Origin of the sequence: Streptomyces apocyni, assembly GCF_009739465.1 — a bacterium.
Lineage (GTDB): Bacteria > Actinomycetota > Actinomycetes > Streptomycetales > Streptomycetaceae > Streptomyces > Streptomyces apocyni.
In genome coordinates this window covers 184,088-199,880 of record NZ_WHOM01000039.1, presented here as the reverse complement: position 1 = coordinate 199,880, position 15,793 = coordinate 184,088, and the positions used below count along the sequence as shown (strand labels likewise).

Annotated in this window: 16 protein-coding genes; 10 read left to right on the top strand and 6 right to left on the bottom strand. The window is 69.4% G+C overall.

Annotated features, from left to right (window positions below; translation table 11 throughout):
* Positions 1 to 59: 59 nt before the first annotated feature.
* From GCN81_RS07095 to GCN81_RS07075, 5 genes are all read left to right on the top strand, one after another.
* Positions 60 to 1,019: an ABC transporter permease gene (locus GCN81_RS07095; protein WP_156722795.1), complete on the top strand. Its 960-nt coding sequence runs from the start codon at positions 60 to 62 to the stop codon at positions 1,017 to 1,019.
* A complete protein-coding gene (locus tag GCN81_RS07090) occupies positions 1,019 to 3,043 on the top strand; it encodes a dipeptide/oligopeptide/nickel ABC transporter permease/ATP-binding protein (protein ID WP_156722793.1) in 2,025 nt (674 codons plus the stop codon). The genes GCN81_RS07095 and GCN81_RS07090 overlap by 1 nt, the downstream gene beginning before the upstream one ends.
* Positions 3,040 to 4,143, top strand: a complete 1,104-nt coding sequence (locus GCN81_RS07085) for an oligopeptide/dipeptide ABC transporter ATP-binding protein (RefSeq protein WP_156722791.1) — start codon at positions 3,040 to 3,042, stop codon at positions 4,141 to 4,143. The genes GCN81_RS07090 and GCN81_RS07085 overlap by 4 nt, the downstream gene beginning before the upstream one ends.
* The gene (locus GCN81_RS07080) at positions 4,140 to 5,069 is read left to right on the top strand and encodes a dihydrodipicolinate synthase family protein (RefSeq protein ID WP_156722790.1); all 930 of its coding nucleotides are present in this window, start codon (positions 4,140 to 4,142) and stop codon (positions 5,067 to 5,069) included. Before GCN81_RS07085 ends, GCN81_RS07080 begins: the two co-directional genes overlap by 4 nt.
* A 146-nt stretch (positions 5,070 to 5,215) precedes the next feature.
* Positions 5,216 to 6,244, top strand: a complete 1,029-nt coding sequence (locus tag GCN81_RS07075) for a hypothetical protein (RefSeq protein WP_156722894.1) — start codon at positions 5,216 to 5,218, stop codon at positions 6,242 to 6,244.
* Positions 6,245 to 6,385: 141 nt separating this feature from the next.
* Here the strand turns inward: GCN81_RS07075 and GCN81_RS07070 are convergent, their stop codons facing one another.
* A complete protein-coding gene (locus GCN81_RS07070) occupies positions 6,386 to 7,768 on the bottom strand; it encodes a glycine--tRNA ligase (RefSeq protein WP_156722788.1) in 1,383 nt (460 codons plus the stop codon).
* 140 nt (positions 7,769 to 7,908) lie between these two features.
* On the opposite strand from GCN81_RS07070, the gene GCN81_RS07065 reads away from it, so the two are divergent.
* The 4 genes from GCN81_RS07065 (at position 7,909) to GCN81_RS07050 (ending at position 11,180) form a co-directional block, all read left to right on the top strand.
* Positions 7,909 to 8,967, top strand: coding sequence for a metal ABC transporter substrate-binding protein (locus GCN81_RS07065; RefSeq protein ID WP_156722786.1), 1,059 nt, complete (start codon positions 7,909 to 7,911; stop codon positions 8,965 to 8,967).
* A 27-nt stretch (positions 8,968 to 8,994) separates the two neighbouring features.
* Positions 8,995 to 9,771 (top strand): metal ABC transporter ATP-binding protein, encoded by a 777-nt coding sequence (locus tag GCN81_RS07060; protein ID WP_156722784.1) that lies wholly within the window; start codon positions 8,995 to 8,997, stop codon positions 9,769 to 9,771.
* 13 nt (positions 9,772 to 9,784) lie between these two features.
* The gene (locus GCN81_RS07055) at positions 9,785 to 10,672 is read left to right on the top strand and encodes a metal ABC transporter permease (protein ID WP_156722782.1); all 888 of its coding nucleotides are present in this window, start codon (positions 9,785 to 9,787) and stop codon (positions 10,670 to 10,672) included.
* A gap of 88 nt (positions 10,673 to 10,760) precedes the next feature.
* Entirely contained in the window at positions 10,761 to 11,180 is a 420-nt protein-coding gene (locus GCN81_RS07050; protein WP_156722780.1) for a Fur family transcriptional regulator, read from the top strand.
* Positions 11,181 to 11,205: 25 nt separating this feature from the next.
* Here the strand turns inward: GCN81_RS07050 and GCN81_RS07045 are convergent, their stop codons facing one another.
* Positions 11,206 to 12,033: an isoprenyl transferase gene (locus GCN81_RS07045; RefSeq protein WP_156722778.1), complete on the bottom strand. Its 828-nt coding sequence runs from the start codon at positions 12,031 to 12,033 to the stop codon at positions 11,206 to 11,208.
* Between the two features lie 31 nt (positions 12,034 to 12,064).
* Complete coding sequence (gene recO / locus GCN81_RS07040; RefSeq protein WP_156722776.1) at positions 12,065 to 12,814, bottom strand: DNA repair protein RecO; 750 nt, start codon at positions 12,812 to 12,814, stop codon at positions 12,065 to 12,067.
* A gap of 193 nt (positions 12,815 to 13,007) precedes the next feature.
* Here recO and GCN81_RS07035 point away from each other — a divergent pair, with 193 nt between their 5' ends.
* Positions 13,008 to 13,313, top strand: a complete 306-nt coding sequence (locus tag GCN81_RS07035; RefSeq protein ID WP_231626427.1) for a DUF6247 family protein — start codon at positions 13,008 to 13,010, stop codon at positions 13,311 to 13,313.
* A gap of 31 nt (positions 13,314 to 13,344) precedes the next feature.
* On the opposite strand, the gene GCN81_RS07030 is transcribed toward GCN81_RS07035, so the two are convergent.
* The 3 genes from GCN81_RS07030 to GCN81_RS07020 form a co-directional block, all read right to left on the bottom strand.
* On the bottom strand, positions 13,345 to 13,863 hold the full coding sequence (locus GCN81_RS07030) for a hypothetical protein (RefSeq protein ID WP_156722772.1): 519 nt from the start codon (positions 13,861 to 13,863) through the stop codon (positions 13,345 to 13,347).
* A 77-nt stretch (positions 13,864 to 13,940) separates the two neighbouring features.
* A complete protein-coding gene (locus GCN81_RS07025) occupies positions 13,941 to 14,564 on the bottom strand; it encodes a TetR/AcrR family transcriptional regulator (protein WP_156722770.1) in 624 nt (207 codons plus the stop codon).
* 25 nt (positions 14,565 to 14,589) lie between these two features.
* Entirely contained in the window at positions 14,590 to 15,594 is a 1,005-nt protein-coding gene (locus GCN81_RS07020) for an aldo/keto reductase (protein WP_156722768.1), read from the bottom strand.
* Between the last annotated feature and the right edge of the window lie 199 nt (positions 15,595 to 15,793).

The window sequence follows — 15,793 nt, the reverse complement described above, 5'->3', positions numbered from 1 at the left end:
GCACCGAATAGCACCGAATAGCACCGAATAGGAACGACTAGGACTGAACAGGAGCGTACGTGGTCGCGATCGTCCGGATTCTGGCCCGCCGCATCGCCCTGCTCGTCCCGCTGATGCTCGGCATCGTGCTGTTCGTGTTCCTGGTGATGCGGTTCTCCGACAGCGATCCGGCCTCGGCGTTCTTCCAGGGCGCTAACCCGACACCGGAGCAACTGCACGAGTTCCGCGAGCAGCACGGACTCAACGACCCGCTGCCGGTCCGCTATATCGGCTTCGTGGGCGACCTGCTCCACGGCGACATGGGCATCAGCGCCCTCACCCGGCAGCCGGTCGTGGAGCAGGTGACCACCGCGCTGCCGCTCACCCTCCAACTGACCTTCCTGGGGCTGGGTATCGCGGTCGTGCTGTCCCTGGTCTTCGGCGTCACCGCCGCGATCTACCGCGACCGGCTGCCCGACCAGCTGATCCGGGTCGTCTCACTGACCGGGGTCGCCGCGCCCGGCTTCTGGCTGGCGCTGCTGATGATCCAGTATCTGGCCGTGGGCCAGGGCTGGTTCCCGACCGGCGGCTACGTCAACCCGGGCGACTCGCTCAGCGGCTGGCTGAAGACCATGACCCTGCCCGCGTTCGCGCTCTCCCTCCCGGTCGCCGCCCAGCTGACCCGGATCGTGCGCACGGCCGTGGTCGAGGAGCTGGACAAGGACTACGTCCGTACGGCGATCGGCAGCGGGCTGCCACCGGTCGTCGTGGTCGGCCGCAATGTCCTGCGCAACGCGCTCATCAACCCGCTCACGGTTCTCGGCCTGCGCGTCGGCTACCTGCTCGGCGGGGCGGTCGTCATCGAGACGATCTTCGCGCTGCCGGGCATGGGCAAGCTGATGATCGAGGCGGTACGCAACGGCGACCCGGCCGTCGTCCAGGGCGTGGTGCTCACCACCGCCGTCGGCTTCGTCGTCGTCAACCTGGTCATCGACGTCCTGCATCTCCTGGTCAACCCCCGGCTGAGGAGCGCCGCCTGATGCCGATCACCGTCCTGAGCCGCAAGCGCCTTACCGAGCGCTTCACCGAGCGCCTCGCCACCCCCGGCATCCGGGTACGCGGCCTCACCCGCCTTCCGGTGCTCTCCCGGATCGCCGTCGCGGTCCTCGCCGTCGTCATCCTGATGGCCCTGCTCGCCCCGCTCATCGCCCCACACGACCCGCTTGAGCAGGCCCCGTTCCAGGCTGACGGCAGCGCGTCGGGGCCGTCCGCCGAGCACTGGATGGGCCAGGACAGCCTCGGCCGCGACATCCTCAGCCGCCTGATGTACGGGGCCCGCTGGTCCCTCGCCATCGGGCTGGGCGCCACCCTGCTCGGGCTGCTCGCGGGCGCCGTGCTGGGCGCGATCGCGGCCACCTCACGCAAGGCGGTCGACGAGACCCTGATGCGCTGCCTGGACGTGGTGATGGCCTTCCCCGGCATCGCCCTGGCCGCCGTCCTGGTCTCCGTCTTCGGCGGCGGCATCCCCGTACTGATCTGCGCCATCGCCTTCCTCTACACCCCGCCCATCGCCCGCGTCGTACGGGCCAACGTGCTGGATCAGTACGGCGAGGACTACGTCACCGCCGAGCGGGTCATCGGCGCCCGCACCCCGCACATCGTGATCAAGCATGTCGCCGTCAACTGCGCGGCGCCCATCCTCGTCTTCTGCACCGTCCAGGTCGCCGAGGCCATCGTCTTCGAGGCCTCGCTGTCCTTCATCGGCGCGGGTGTACGGCCCCCCGACCCGTCCTGGGGCAGTGTCATCGCCGACGGCAAGAACATGGTGCTGACCGGCGGCTGGTGGGCCACCGTTTTCCCCGGCCTGCTGATGCTGATCACGGTACTGGCCCTGAACATCCTCTCCGAGGGCGTGTCGGACGCCTGGGCCGCGCCCACGGCCCGCGACGTACCGGCGCGCGAGGCCCTGGGCGAGGACACGTCGACGGCTCCCGAGCCCGGCACCGGCGAGGTGCTGCCGCTGCCCGGACTCACCGAGGCCGCGGCCCGGCTGCGGGAGCGGGCCAGGCCCCTGCCGCAGGGCCCGCCGGTCCTCACGGTCCGGGACCTCGCCATCGGTTTCGAGGCCCGGCACGGCGGCGTGGACATCGTCGACGGCATCAGTTTCGACGTACGCCCCGGTGAACTGCTGGGCCTGGTGGGCGAGTCGGGGTGCGGCAAGTCGCTGACCGCGCTGACCGTGATGGGCCTGGAACCCAAAGGGGCGCGGATCGGCGGCAGCGTCACCTTCGACGGCCAGGAGTTGATCGGCCTGCCGATGCGAGCCCGCCGCAAACTCCTGGGCCACGACATGGCGATGATCTACCAGGACGCGCTGTCGTCCCTCAACCCCGCGATGACCGTACGCGCGCAGCTCGCCCAGGTGGTACGGCGCGGGGGCCGCCGCGGCTCCCGCGAACTGCTCGACCTGGTGGGCCTGGACCCGGACCGCACACTGCGCAGCTACCCGCACGAACTCTCCGGCGGCCAGCGCCAGCGCGTGCTGATCGCCATGGCGCTGTCCCGCGACCCGAAGCTGATCGTCGCCGACGAGCCGACCACCGCCCTGGACGTCACCGTGCAGGCCCAGGTCATCCAGCTACTGCTCAGCCTGCGCGAGGAGTTGGGTTTCGCGCTGATCCTGGTCTCGCACGACTTGGCGCTGGTCGCCGACGTCACCGACCGGGTGGTGGTGATGTACGGCGGCCAGATCATCGAGACGGGCGTCACCGCCGACCTGGTCGAGACCCCTGCGCACCACTACACGCGCGGGCTGCTCGGCTCCGTACTCTCCTTGGAGTCGGCGGCCGAACGCCTCACCCAGATCAAGGGCGTCGTCCCCTCGCCCGCCGACTTTCCCGTGGGCTGCCGCTTCGCCGACCGCTGCCCGCTGGCCAGCCCCACCTGCCGCACCACGGCGCCCCCGCCGCGCGGCGACGGACGGCGTCACTCGGTGGCCTGCCACCATCCGGCGATCGCCCTGCGCCCGCCCGCTCCCCGGGGCAACGAGGAGGCCGTGACATGACGCTGAGCCCTGTGCTTTCCGCACTCCCCGCACTCCCCGCGCTCCCCGTGCTCTCCGTCGCCGATGTGCACGTGGTCCACCGGGCGCGCACCGGCGGACCGTTCTCCCGCGACCGGGTGTACGCCCTGACCGGCGCCGATCTGGAGATCGCAGCCGGGGAAACGGTGGGTGTGGTCGGCGAGTCCGGCTGCGGCAAGTCGACTCTCGCCAAGGTGCTGGTCGGGGTGCGGCGGCCCACGTCGGGCACGGTGTCCTTCCACGGCCGTGACCTGTGGACCATGAGCGCCGCCGAGCGCCGGGCCACCATCGGCCAGCACACCGGCATGGTCTTCCAGGACCCGTCCACGGCCCTGAACCGGCGGCTGACCGTGCGCGGGATTCTCCGCGACCCGCTAGACGTCCACCGGCGCGGCACCCCCGCGGCGCGTGAGGAGCGGGTACGCGAGCTGATGGCCCTGGTCGGCCTGCCGAAGGTGCTCGCGGACGCGCTGCCGGGACAGCTCTCGGGCGGCCAGCGGCAGCGCGTCGCGATCGCCCGCGCGCTCGCCCTGGAGCCGGAGCTGATCGTCGCGGACGAGCCGACCAGCGCGCTGGACGTCTCCGTACGCGCCCAGATCCTCAACCTCCTCCTGGACCTGAAGTCCCGGCTCGGCCTCGCGCTGGTCTTCGTCTCGCATGACATCCAGACGGTCCGGCGCATGAGCGACCGGGTCGTCACCATGTACCTGGGGCGCATCGTCGAGGAGTCACCGGCCGACGAGGTCCTTGGCCGGGCCCGGCACCCGTACACCCGTGCGCTGTTCTCGGCGACTCCGGGACTGCTCGACCCGATCGATCCGATCCCGCTGGTCGGACCGGTGCCGTCGGCGACCCGCCCGCCGAGCGGCTGCCCGTTCCGTACCCGCTGCTGGAAGGCTGACGCGGATTGCGCGGCCACGATGCCGGACTTCAGGGCGGCCTCGGACGACCCGGTGAGCGGTACGGGCCGCTACCGCTGCCACCACCCCGTACGCGATGACCAGTCCACGCACGACCTGGTCACCCAAGCCGCCCAAGCCGCCCAAGCCGCCCAAGCCGCCCAAGCTCAGGAGCGCCGATGACCCTTCCCACCCCGTTGACCGGTGTCGTTCCGCCCGTCTGCACCCCCCTGACGCCGGACAGCGAGGTGGACACCGCATCGCTGACCAGACTGGTCGACCATCTGGTGACCGGTGGTGTGGACGGCCTCTTCGTACTCGGCTCGTCATCGGAGGTGGCGTATCTCCCCGACCGCCACCGCAGGACGGTTCTGGACACGGTGATCGGCCATCTGGCGGGCCAACTCCCGGTACTGGCCGGGGCGATCGACATGACGACGCCGCGCGTCCTGGACCACGCCCGCACGGCACTCGCCGCGGGCGCCGACGGGATCGTGGCGGTGGCGCCCTTCTACACGCGCACCCACCCCGCCGAGATCGCCCGCCACTTCCGCCTGCTGGCCGAACGCTGCGAAGCACCGCTGTTCGCCTACGACCTCCCGGCCTCGGTCCACTCCACACTGGACGCGGACCTGGTGCTCGAACTGGTCGCCGACGGCGTGCTGACCGGACTCAAGGATTCCAGCGGCGACGAGGGCAACTTCCGCGAAGTCATCCTCGGCACACGCGGCCGCGCCCCCGGCTTCAGCGTCCTGACCGGCTCGGAGACGACCGTCGACGCGGCCCTCGCGATGGGCGCGGACGGCGTCGTCCCCGGCCTGGGCAACGTGGACCCGGACGCTTACGTACGCCTCTACCAGCACTGCCGAAACGGCGACCTGGCCGCCGCCCGGGCCGAGCAGGAGCGGCTGTGCGCCCTGTTCGGCATGGTCGCCGTCGGCCCGCCCGACCGGATGGGCCGCAGCTCCTCCGGCCTCGGCGCGTTCAAGGCGGCCCTGCACCTGCGCGGCGTCATCGACTGCCCGCGTACCGCCGACCCGCAGATCCCGCTGTCCGCCGAGGAGATGGGCCGGGTGGGGAAGTATCTGACGGCGGCGGGGCTGCTGTAGACGGATGTGACCAAGAAGTCACCTGTGGCGTGCAACCTTTTGCGGGGTTGGTGAGTCCCCTCAGCGACCACCACTGTGGTCGCACCCTAGAGGAGAACGTCATTTCCGCGATACGCAAGACCCTGACCGCCACCGCCGTCGCCAGCATGGTCCTGGCCGGTTCCACAGCCTGCGGCACTGTGGAGAACCTGTCCGCCGGGCAGAAGCTCGACCAGGCCTTCGAGGAACTCGGCAAGGAGCACTCGCTCTCCTTCGAGCTCGACCTGGACACCGACGCCAGGACGCTGAAGGCGCTGGACGCCGATGCGGAGCCCGGCGAGGAGATTCCGGACGAGGCCGTCGAGCTGCTTAGCGGCGGGCGGCTCTCCGTCTCCGTGCAGTCCAAGAAGCCGCTCGACGAGTCCGGCGAAAAGGATTTCACCGGCATGGCCATGAAGTTCAGCGGCCCGGACGGTGACCTGCTCGAGTACCGGATCGTCGGCGACTACACGTACTTCCGCATCGACGCGGAAGGTTTCGGGGAGCTTATGGGCACTCCCATGCCGCCTGCCGACGAGCTGCCCGACAGCGCTGGAGCCTTCAAGAAGCTGCTTGAGGGCGAATGGGTCAAGGTCTCGACGAAGGATCTCGAGGAGACCCGCGGCGAGATGGATGGCATGGACGGCATGGACGAGATGGAGGGTTCGGAAGGCGGGGAGCCCTCCGCGGAGCCCATGCTCGACGCCAAGACGCAGAAGAAGCTCATGAAGGCCCTCAAGGCGGTCGTGGCCCGTGAGGTCGAGTTCCGGACCACCGGCGGGAAGGACGGCACCGAGCACATCACCGCCACCGCCCCCTTCCGCACCCTGCTGACCGAGCTGATCGACGAGATCCGCCCGCTGGCGAAGGACCTGCCGCTTCCGGGTGCCGCGCTGCCGACGGATAAGGACCTCAAGGAGGTGCCCGACAAGAAGGTCTCGGCCCGCTTCACGCTCAGCAACGGAGCGCTGACCGAGGTATCCGTGGATCTCGCCAAGCTGGCGGAAGACGCGAAGGTGAAGAAGCTCGCGCTGGTGCTGCGCGTGGGCAAGGGCGACAAGCCCACCGCTCCTAAGGGAGCCACCGAGGTGAACATGGACGAGCTGATGGCGGGCTTCCTCGGGGGAGCCATGGGCGGGGCGCTCGGGGAAGAGTAGTCCCCTGAGTCTCTCGGAGCCCCCGGAGTTCCCCGGGGCTCCACCACACCAGAATGGCCAGACGGGCTCGAAGTGATCGAGCCCGTCCGGCCGTTGGGGAAGGCAGGCGCCGGGGAGCGAATCCGCCCCCCGGCGGGGTGACTAGCAGCCGATGAGGCGGGCCGCCAGGTACGACTCGATCTGGTCGAGCGAGATGCGGTCCTGCTTCATGGTGTCGCGCTCGCGCACGGTGACCGCGTTGTCGTCCAGGGTGTCGAAGTCGACCGTGACGCAGAACGGCGTACCGATCTCGTCCTGGCGACGGTAGCGGCGGCCGATGGCGCCCGCGTCGTCGAAGTCGATGTTCCAGTGCTGGCGCAGCGCGGTGGCCAGGCCCTTGGCCTTCGGGGACAGCTCGGGGTTGCGGGACAGCGGCAGCACCGCGACCTTCACCGGCGACAGGCGCGGGTCAAGGCGCAGCACGGTGCGCTTCTCCAGCTTGCCCTTGGCGTTGGGCGCCTCGTCCTCGATGTACGCGTCGAGCAGGAAGGCCAGCATGGAGCGGCCCAGGCCCGCCGCGGGCTCGATGACGTACGGAGTCCAGCGCTCGCCCGCCTCCTGGTCGAAGTACGAGAGGTCCTGGCCGGAGGCCTTGGCGTGCGCCGACAGGTCGTAGTCCGTGCGGTTGGCGACGCCCTCCAGCTCGCCCCACTCCGAACCGCCGAAGGCGAAGCGGTACTCGATGTCAGCGGTGCGCTTGGAGTAGTGCGAGAGCTTCTCGGCCGGGTGCTCGTACCACCGCATGTTCTCCTCGCGGAGACCGAGGCCGGTGTACCAGTTCCAGCGCTGCTCCATCCAGTATTCCTGCCACTTCTCGTCCTCGCCCGGCTTGACGAAGAACTCCATCTCCATCTGCTCGAACTCGCGGGTGCGGAAGATGAAGTTGCCCGGAGTGATCTCGTTCCGGAAGGACTTGCCGATCTGGGCGATGCCGAACGGCGGCTTACGGCGCGAAGTGGTCTGCACCTGGGCGAAGTTGGTGAAGATGCCCTGGGCGGTCTCGGGGCGCAGGTAGGCGATCGAGCCGGAGTCCTGGGTCGGGCCGAGGTGGGTGGAGAGCAGGCCCGAGAACTGCTTGGGCTCGGTGAACTGGCCCTTGTTGCCGCAGTTGGGGCAGTTGATGTCGGCGAGGCCGTTCTCGGGGAGGCGCTTGTGCTTGGCCTCGTACGCCTCTTCGAGGTGGTCCGCGCGGTAGCGCTTGTGGCACGCGGTGCACTCGGTGAGCGGGTCGCTGAAGGTCGCGACATGGCCGGAGGCCTGCCAGACCTCGCTGGCCAGGATCACCGACGAGTCGATACCGACGACGTCCTCGCGGGACGTGACCATGTAGCGCCACCACTGGCGCTTGATGTTGTCCTTGAGCTCGACGCCGAGCGGGCCGTAGTCCCAGGCGGCACGCTGGCCACCGTAGATCTCACTACAGGGGTATACGAAGCCACGGCGCTTGCTCAGGCTGACGATGGTGTCGATCTTGTCGGCGGCCACGGTGCTCTCTTCATTACGACGGACGGCAGCGAAGAAAACAGGGTACCGGCGGCGGGACCCCCCGGATCAAATCGGTTCCTTGTATGGGCTGGTCTGAGCTTTGTTGACAATCGTTTCCAGAATAGTTGAAAATGAGTGTCATGAACGTACGTCGTCACCTCAGCCGCCCCCGAATAGGGACCACCGCCGTCGCCGGAGCCGCCGCCCTCGGCCTGCTCACCCTGTCCGCCTGCGGCACCTCCGACGCGGCGGGAGGGAGTGCGGGAGGGAGTGACGGCAAGCTGGATGTCGTGGCGTCGTTCTACCCGATGGAGTTCCTGGCCAAGGAGATCGGCGGCGAGCACGTCGCCGTACAGTCCCTGACCAAGCCGGGCACCGAGCCGCACGACCTGGTGATCACCGCCAAGCAGACCGCCCAGCTCACTGAGGCGGACGTGGTGCTGTACCTCGCCGGGGTGCAGCCGGCGGTTGACGAGTCCGTCAAGCAGGCGGGCGTGAAGCACACGGTCGACGCCGCGAAGCTGACGGCGCTGGAGGACCACGGGGGCGACGGCCACGACCACGGCCACGGTGACGAGCACGCCGAGGACGAGCACGGCGACGAGCACGCGGACGATGAGCACGCCCACGAGGACGAGGGCCACGCCGACGAAGGCGAGGGCCACGCCGACGAGGGCTCCGGCGACCCCCACGTCTGGCTCGACCCCGTCAAGTACGCCGAGGTCGCCAAGGGCGTCGGCAAGACCTTCGAGAAGGCCGACCCGGACAACGCCGAGGACTACAAGGCGAACACCGCCAAGCTGGTCAAGAAGCTGGACGCGCTGAACACCGACTTCACGACCGGCCTGAAGGACACCAGGACCAAGACCTTCATCACCGCCCACAGCGCCTTCGGCTACCTCGCCGACCGCTACGGCCTGGACCAGGAGGGCATCGCGGGCCTCAACCCCGAGTCCGAGCCCAGCCCGGCCCGGATGAAGGAGCTCCAGAAGGTCGCCAAGGCGGAGGACGTCACCACCGTCTTCTTCGAGACCCTGGCCAGCGACAAGACCGCCAAGACCCTCGCCGCCGACACCGGCCTCAAGACGGACGTCCTCGACCCGCTCGAGGGAATCACCGACCGGTCCAAGGGCGATGACTACTTCGAGGTCATGCAGGCCAATCTCACGGCTCTGGAAAAGGCACTCGGAGCCAAGTGATCCAGCAGCAAGCCGAAAGGTGCAGCCATGCCCGCACAGCGTGAGCCCGTCATAGCCATCAGCGGGGCCTCCGCCTCGCTCGGCTCGCGCCCCGTGCTGCGTGGCGTCGACCTCACCGTGTCCCGCGGTGAGGTCGTCGCGCTGCTCGGCGCCAACGGCTCGGGCAAGTCCACCGCCGTACGCGCGGCCGTCGGCCAGGTCCCGCTCACCGGCGGCACCATCGAGCTCTTCGGTACGCCCCTGAAGCGCTACCGCGACTGGGCCCGCGTCGGCTACGTACCGCAGCGCACCACCGCCGCCTCCGGCGTCCCCGCCACTGTCCGCGAGGTCGTCTCGGCGGGCCGTCTGGCGCGTACGAAACTGGGCTGGCCGGGCCGCGCCGACCGCGCCGCCGTCCACCGCGCCCTGGAGCTGGTCGGCATGGCGGATCGCGCCAAGGACTCCGTCAACGCACTCTCCGGCGGCCAGCACCAGCGGGTGCTGATCGCCCGCGCGCTGGCCGGTGAACCCGACCTGCTGATCATGGACGAGCCAATGGCGGGCGTCGACCTGACCAGCCAGGAGGTACTCGCCGGAGCGCTCAGGGACCAGGTCGCGACCGGCGCGACCGTGCTGCTCGTCCTCCACGAGCTGGGCGCCCTGGAACCGCTGATCGACCGTGCGGTCGTACTCCGCGACGGCTGCGTCGTGCACGACGGGCCGCCCCCGGAGGCCGTCGGCCAGCACGCGCTGCCCGGCCACGACCACGTACACCCGCACGCGCCGCACGAGGCCGAGCCGTTCAGGACAGGCCTGCTGACGTAATGGACATCACGTAATGGACATCCTCGACTACGCCTTCATGCAGCGGGCCCTGATCGCGGCCACCCTGGTCGGCCTCACCGCCCCCGCCATCGGCACCTACCTGGTCCAGCGCCGCCAGGCGATCATGGGCGACGGCATCGGCCATGTCGCGATGACCGGTGTGGCGCTCGGCTTCCTGATGCATACCAACCCCATCTGGATGGCGACCCTGGTGGCCATCGTCGGCTCGGTCGCCATGGAGATGATCCGCTCCCGCGGAAAGACCAGCGGCGATATCGCGCTGGCCATGCTCTTCTACGGCGGCATGGCGGGCGGCGTCATGATCATCAACCTCGCGCCGAACGGCTCGACAGCCAACCTGCTCACGTACATGTTCGGCTCGATCACCACGGTCGCTCCCGAGGACGTCACCGCGATCTGCGCCCTGGCCGCCGTCGTCATCGCGTTCACCATCGGCCTGCGCCGCCAGCTGTTCGCCGTCTGCCAGGACGAGGAGTTCGCCCGGGTCACCGGCCTGCCGGTGCGGCTGCTCAACCTGCTGATCGCGGTCACCGCGGCCGTGACGGTCACCGTCGCCATGCGCATCGTCGGCCTGCTCCTGGTCAGCGCGATGATGGTGATCCCCGTCGCCGCCGCCCAGCGCGTCACCCGCGGCTTCACCGCGACCCTCGGCCTCGCCATGGCCATCGGGGTCACGGTCGCGCTGAGTGGCACCGTGACCACGTACTACGTCGACGCCCCCTCGGGCGCGGCCATCGTGCTGCTCGCCATCGCCGTCTTCCTGGTCCTCGCGGTGGTCGCGACGCCGCTGGCCAGGTACCGTGCGCGGGCCGTCGCGGCGGCCGAGGCGGAGTGTACGTTTCCGGGTACCCGAGGACCTTCGGACGACGTCAGGGTGTGATGCTTGTATGGGCCCCGACAGGTAGGCATGCCTTACGTGACTGACGGACCTGGCACAATGGCCCGGCAGCAGAGGTGAGGAGGCAACGGTGACCACCGCTGGACCCCCAGTGCGCGGCCGATCGACCCGACAGCGTGCCGCAGTGGCGGCGGCGCTCGACGAAGTGGACGAGTTCCGCAGTGCGCAGGAGCTGCACGACATGCTCAAACACCGGGGCGACTCGGTCGGGCTGACCACGGTGTACCGCACCTTGCAGTCCCTCGCCGACGCGGGCGAGGTCGACGTCCTGCGCACCAGCGACGGCGAGTCCGTCTACCGCCGCTGCTCCACCGGCGAGCACCACCACCATCTGGTGTGCCGGGTCTGCGGCAAGGCGGTCGAGGTGGAGGGCCCCGCCGTGGAGAGATGGGCGGAGAGCATCGCCGTCGAGCATGGGTACGTCAACGTGGCGCACACCGTCGAGGTCTTCGGCACCTGCGCGGAGTGCGCGGCTCAGACGAAGGCCTGAGCCACGCACGCCACTCCCGGTCCGTCTACCTCTGGCCGTTGGCCAGCTGCTCCTCATTCGGGATCGCCCCACCGAAGCGGCGGTCCCGAGAGGCGTACTCGACGCAGGCCCGCCATAGGTCGCGCCGGTCGAAGTCCGGCCACAGCACGTCCTGGAACACCATCTCGGCGTAACTGCTCTGCCAGATCAGGTAGTTCGAGATCCGCTGCTCACCACTGGGCCGCAGAAAGAGATCCACGTCCGGCATGTCCGGGTAGTACAGGTACTTCTGGATCGTCTTCTCGTTGACCTTCGCCGGGTCCAGCTTCCCCGCCGCCACATCGGCGGCCAGCTTCTGCGCGGCGTCCGCCAGCTCGGCGCGGCCGCCGTAGTTGACGCAGAAGTACAGCGTCATCGCGTCGTTCCGCGCGGTCTGCTCCTGGGCGATCTGCAGTTCCTCCACCACGGACTTCCACAGCTTGGGCATCCGGCCCACCCAGCGAATCCGGATACCCAGCGCGTCCATCTCGTCGCGACGGCGCCGGATCACATCCCGGTTGAAGTTCATCAGGAAGCGCACTTCTTCAGGTGACCGCTTCCAGTTCTCGGTCGAGAAGGCGTACAGGGAGAGGTTCTTGACGCCCATCTCCAGGCACCCCTTCAGGACGTCCAGCACGACGCCCTCACCGACCTTGTGCCCCTCGGTACGCGGCAGCCCACGGTCCTTGGCCCACCGGCCGTTCCCGTCCATGACGACCGCCACATGGTTGGGGACGAGCTCGCTGGAGAGCTTCGGCGGACGCGCGCCCGACTCATGTGGCTCGGGTGCCTTGTACTCGCGGCGGGTGCGCCCCAGAATCCCGCGTCGTGCCATGTGGTCTCTCGTCTCCCTAGCTTTTCTCTGCCTAGCTTTTCTCTACGTACCGCAGCGAACGCAGCCCGCGCTCCAGATGCCAGTGCAGATACGCCGACACCAGCCCGCTGCCCTCCCGGACATGCCGCGCCTCGGCCTTGTCCGCAGTCTCCCAGTCCCCGGTCAGCAGCGCCCCCAGCAGGGTGACGGCCTCCGCAGAGGGTACGACGCTTCCCGGCGCCCGGCACTCCACGCAGACGACCCCGCCAGCGGCCACCGAGAAGAACCGATTGGGCCCCGGCATCCCGCACTTGGCACAGGCGCCAAAACTCGGCGCGTAACCGTTCACGGCAAGCGACCGCAGCAGAAAGGCATCCAGTACGAGGTGGGGCGCGTGCTCCCCGCGCGCGAGCGTCCGCAGCCCACCCACCAGCAGCAGATACTGCTGCACAGCGGGCTCGCCTTCGTGATCGGTGAACCGCTCGGCGGTCTCCAGCATCGCCGTACCCGCCGTGTAGCGCGCGTAGTCGGCGACGATTCCGCCACCGTACGGAGCGATCGTCTCGCTCTGCGTACACAACGGCAGTCCGCGCCCGATCAACTCACTCCCGCGCGCGAAGAACTGCACATCCACATGCGAGAACGGCTCCAGCCGCGCCCCGAACTTCGACTTGGTCCGCCGCACCCCCCGCGCCACGGCCCGCACTCGCCCATGCCCACGCGTGAGCAGCGTGATGATCCGGTCCGCCTCACCCAGCTTCTGGGTGCGCAGCACAACACCGTCATCACGGAACAGGCTCATGGCGTCCATTGTCGCCTACGGCCTGGCCGGGCCATGGCCCACCCGATCGAGTGCACATTGCGGTCGCGGCTGTCTGCGAGTACGCCACTCGCCACGGCGGGCGGGCCGCTACCGTACAGAGGTCAGCCCCATCCGTACCGGAGGCCCCCCCGTGAGTGCTCAGTCCGATGGACCCTACGGGCCGCTGATCCCCATGCCAGAGCTGACCCCCGACGCGCTACGGGCCGCCGTCGCCCGGATCGCGCCCAGCCGCGTGCCCGCGCTCACTCAGCATCTCTTCGAGGCGACGACCAACGCCCAGCAGACGCAGAGCCTCGCGCCCCTTCGGGCCTTCATCCACTCCTGGGCCGTCTTCGTGGCGATCGAACGGCATCCGCAACGCGCCGCGCGCCTGCGCGAGCTGGAGCGGATCGTGGACGCCGGTGAGCAGGACCCCACGGACGCGATCGCTGAGATCTGTCGCATCCGCGAGTCGGCGGAAGCCGAGATCGGCCTGTGACCGACTGGACCATGCGTCTACGTCTGCAACATCACCTGGTACGGCTGACCGCGAGGGCCGCCACCACTCGCCGCCAGTACGACCACGTCACCAGCGCCGCCAGCGGGCCGACCGCGAACAGGGGGGCGAAGGCGAGACCGGCCACTGTGCTCGCCGTGCCGGACAGGTAGGACTGGCTCTCGACGGTGAAGTAGACCAGCACCTGGCTCAGTTCCAGCAGGATCACCGCGGCCGTCGCGGCGATGGCCGCGACACCCACGGCTCCCGGGCGCCGCGGCCGCCACCGGTCGCTGACCAGGAGCAGCGGCAGCAGCGCGGCGCACTCGATGAGGACGGACAGGCCGACGACGTACGCGATGCCCCAGCCGGGAATGCCGTACCGCTCGTGCAGCACCGCGTCGCTGTAGCCCACATACACCCCGCAGGCCATGGCGATCCGCCACAGCCCGGAGGGTACGGCGCAGAGGGCGATGGCGTGTGCGGCCCGGCGAGCCCAGCGGGGGGTGGGTCGCGTGATGGCGGTCGTGGCGGTCGTGGCGGTCGTTGTCATGGGAACAGGCTGCTGGTGTGCCGTGTGATGCCGCGTCGTCCCGAGTGGTGAGGTGCCTCCGCTGAACGGGGGAGGCGCTACCTGACGCGCAGCCCGCGCAGCAGCAGGCTGAGTACGGCGGCGAAGTCCGCCTCGACACCGGGCAGCGACCAGTAGGGCGCGTACTGCGGGTCGTGGAACTTGGCCGTCGCGTCGAAGAGCGCCCGGGCGACCTCGGTGGGATCGGGCCGCACGGAGGTGAACTCGCCCCGGCGGAAACCGTCGTCGACGATCACCGCGAGCTGTCCGATCAGCTCCTTGATGTGCTCCTCGACAACTTGGCTGTGCTCGCTCAGCAGTACTTCATACGTCGCGAACAGCTCGGGGTCGTCGCCCGCCTTGTGACGCTTGGCTTCGAAGAGGGCCTTCAGCCAGTCGGACAGGTTGGCCTCCGCCGACCTGTCCGTGGGCGAACCCCCCTGCGGGTCGGCTCCTTCGGAGATGAACCGGAGCTGCTTCGCCGTACGGTCCAGCCAGCGCTTGGTGACCGCTTCGCGCAGCGCCGCCTTGGTGCGGAAGTGGCGGTAGACGCTGCCATGGCTGACGCCGAGCGCGCGGGCCACGTCGACGACCGTGGCCTTGGCCGGGCCGTACTTGCGCAGCACGTCCTCGGTCACTTCGAGGATGCGCTCGGCGGTCAGGGGTTCTGTTGCCATGGTCAAGACCGTACCGGCCGGGCTGGGTCTGTCAGTGCTCGCTGTCGAGGTGTGCCATCTGGGCCGCCGGGTAGCGCTCGCCAGCGGCGGCCCCGACGGGCACGGCCTGCTCGATCGCGGTGAGATCGGCGTCGTCCAGGGTCACGTCGAGGGCGCCCACGGCTTCGGCCAGCCGCTCGCGGGTGCGGGCGCCGATCAGCGGCACGATGTCCTCGCCGCGCGAGAGCACCCAGGCGATGGCGGTCTGCGCGACCGAGACGCCCTTCTGCTCGGCGATCTTCCGCAGGGCATCGACGAGATCGAGGTTGTGCTGGAGGTTCTCACCCTGGAAGCGCGGGCTGATACCCCGGAAGTCGCCGGGTGAGAGCTGCCGGTCACGGGTGAAATGGCCGCTGATCAGACCGCGGGACAGCACGCCGTACGCCGTGACGCCGATGCCCAGCTCACGGGCGGTCGGCAGGATCTCGTCCTCGATGCCGCGCGAGATCAGTGAGTACTCGATCTGCAGGTCGGCGATGGGGGCGACGGCGGCGGCCCGGCGGAGGGTCTCCGCGCCCACCTCGGACATCCCGATGTGCCGCACATGCCCGGCGGCCACGAGCTCCGCGATGGCTCCGACGGTCTCCTCGACCGGCACATCGGGGTCGACACGGGCGATCCGGTAGAGGTCGATGTGGTCGGCGCCGAGCCGCTGCAGCGAGTACGCGGCGAAGTTCTTCACCGCGTCCGGCCGGCCGTCGTACCCGGTGAAGCCGCCCTCCACGGTGCGCAGCGCGCCGAACTTGACGCTGGTGAGGGCCTGTTCGCGGGACGCGGCGGGCGCGGTGCGCAGCGCTTCGCTGATCAGCAGCTCGTTGTGCCCCATGCCGTAGAAGTCGCCGGTGTCCAGCAGGGTGATCCCGGTGTCGAGGGCGGCGTGGATGGTGGCGATCGACTCGGCACGGTCGGCCTCTCCGTAAAGGGCGGACATGCCCATGCAGCCGAGCCCGAGAGCGGATACCTGCGGGCCGGTGGTGCCAAGGGTGCGGATTCGCATGGTTGCTCCTTGAATGAGGGGGTAGCGCATGACAACTATGGCATGACAGCTGACAGATTTCAATATCTGTCATTCGTCATGCCGGCGGATTTCAGATGCTCTGCCCACCTGTTTCGCGGTAGCGTCCGTGCCATGAACCTCTTCCAGATTTACGAGTGAGAGCCCGGCGGGCGGCACACACCGGCCCCCGACCTACGAA

What these genes read in the sequence shown, in the direction of transcription:
- GCN81_RS07090 (WP_156722793.1), top strand. Translation starts at nt 1,019, where the DNA reads ATGCCGATCACCGTCCTGAGCCGCAAGCGCCTTACCGAGCGCTTCACC.
- GCN81_RS07085 (WP_156722791.1), top strand. Translation starts at nt 3,040, where the DNA reads ATGACGCTGAGCCCTGTGCTTTCCGCACTCCCCGCACTCCCCGCGCTC.
- GCN81_RS07080 (WP_156722790.1), top strand. Translation starts at nt 4,140, where the DNA reads ATGACCCTTCCCACCCCGTTGACCGGTGTCGTTCCGCCCGTCTGCACC.
- GCN81_RS07075 (WP_156722894.1), top strand. Translation starts at nt 5,216, where the DNA reads ATGGTCCTGGCCGGTTCCACAGCCTGCGGCACTGTGGAGAACCTGTCC.
- GCN81_RS07065 (WP_156722786.1), top strand. Translation starts at nt 7,909, where the DNA reads ATGAACGTACGTCGTCACCTCAGCCGCCCCCGAATAGGGACCACCGCC.
- GCN81_RS07060 (WP_156722784.1), top strand. Translation starts at nt 8,995, where the DNA reads ATGCCCGCACAGCGTGAGCCCGTCATAGCCATCAGCGGGGCCTCCGCC.
- GCN81_RS07055 (WP_156722782.1), top strand. Translation starts at nt 9,785, where the DNA reads ATGGACATCCTCGACTACGCCTTCATGCAGCGGGCCCTGATCGCGGCC.
- GCN81_RS07045 (WP_156722778.1), bottom strand. Translation starts at nt 12,033, where the DNA reads ATGGCACGACGCGGGATTCTGGGGCGCACCCGCCGCGAGTACAAGGCA.
- recO (WP_156722776.1), bottom strand. Translation starts at nt 12,814, where the DNA reads ATGAGCCTGTTCCGTGATGACGGTGTTGTGCTGCGCACCCAGAAGCTG.
- GCN81_RS07035 (WP_231626427.1), top strand. Translation starts at nt 13,008, where the DNA reads ATGCCAGAGCTGACCCCCGACGCGCTACGGGCCGCCGTCGCCCGGATC.
- GCN81_RS07030 (WP_156722772.1), bottom strand. Translation starts at nt 13,863, where the DNA reads ATGACAACGACCGCCACGACCGCCACGACCGCCATCACGCGACCCACC.
- GCN81_RS07020 (WP_156722768.1), bottom strand. Translation starts at nt 15,594, where the DNA reads ATGCGAATCCGCACCCTTGGCACCACCGGCCCGCAGGTATCCGCTCTC.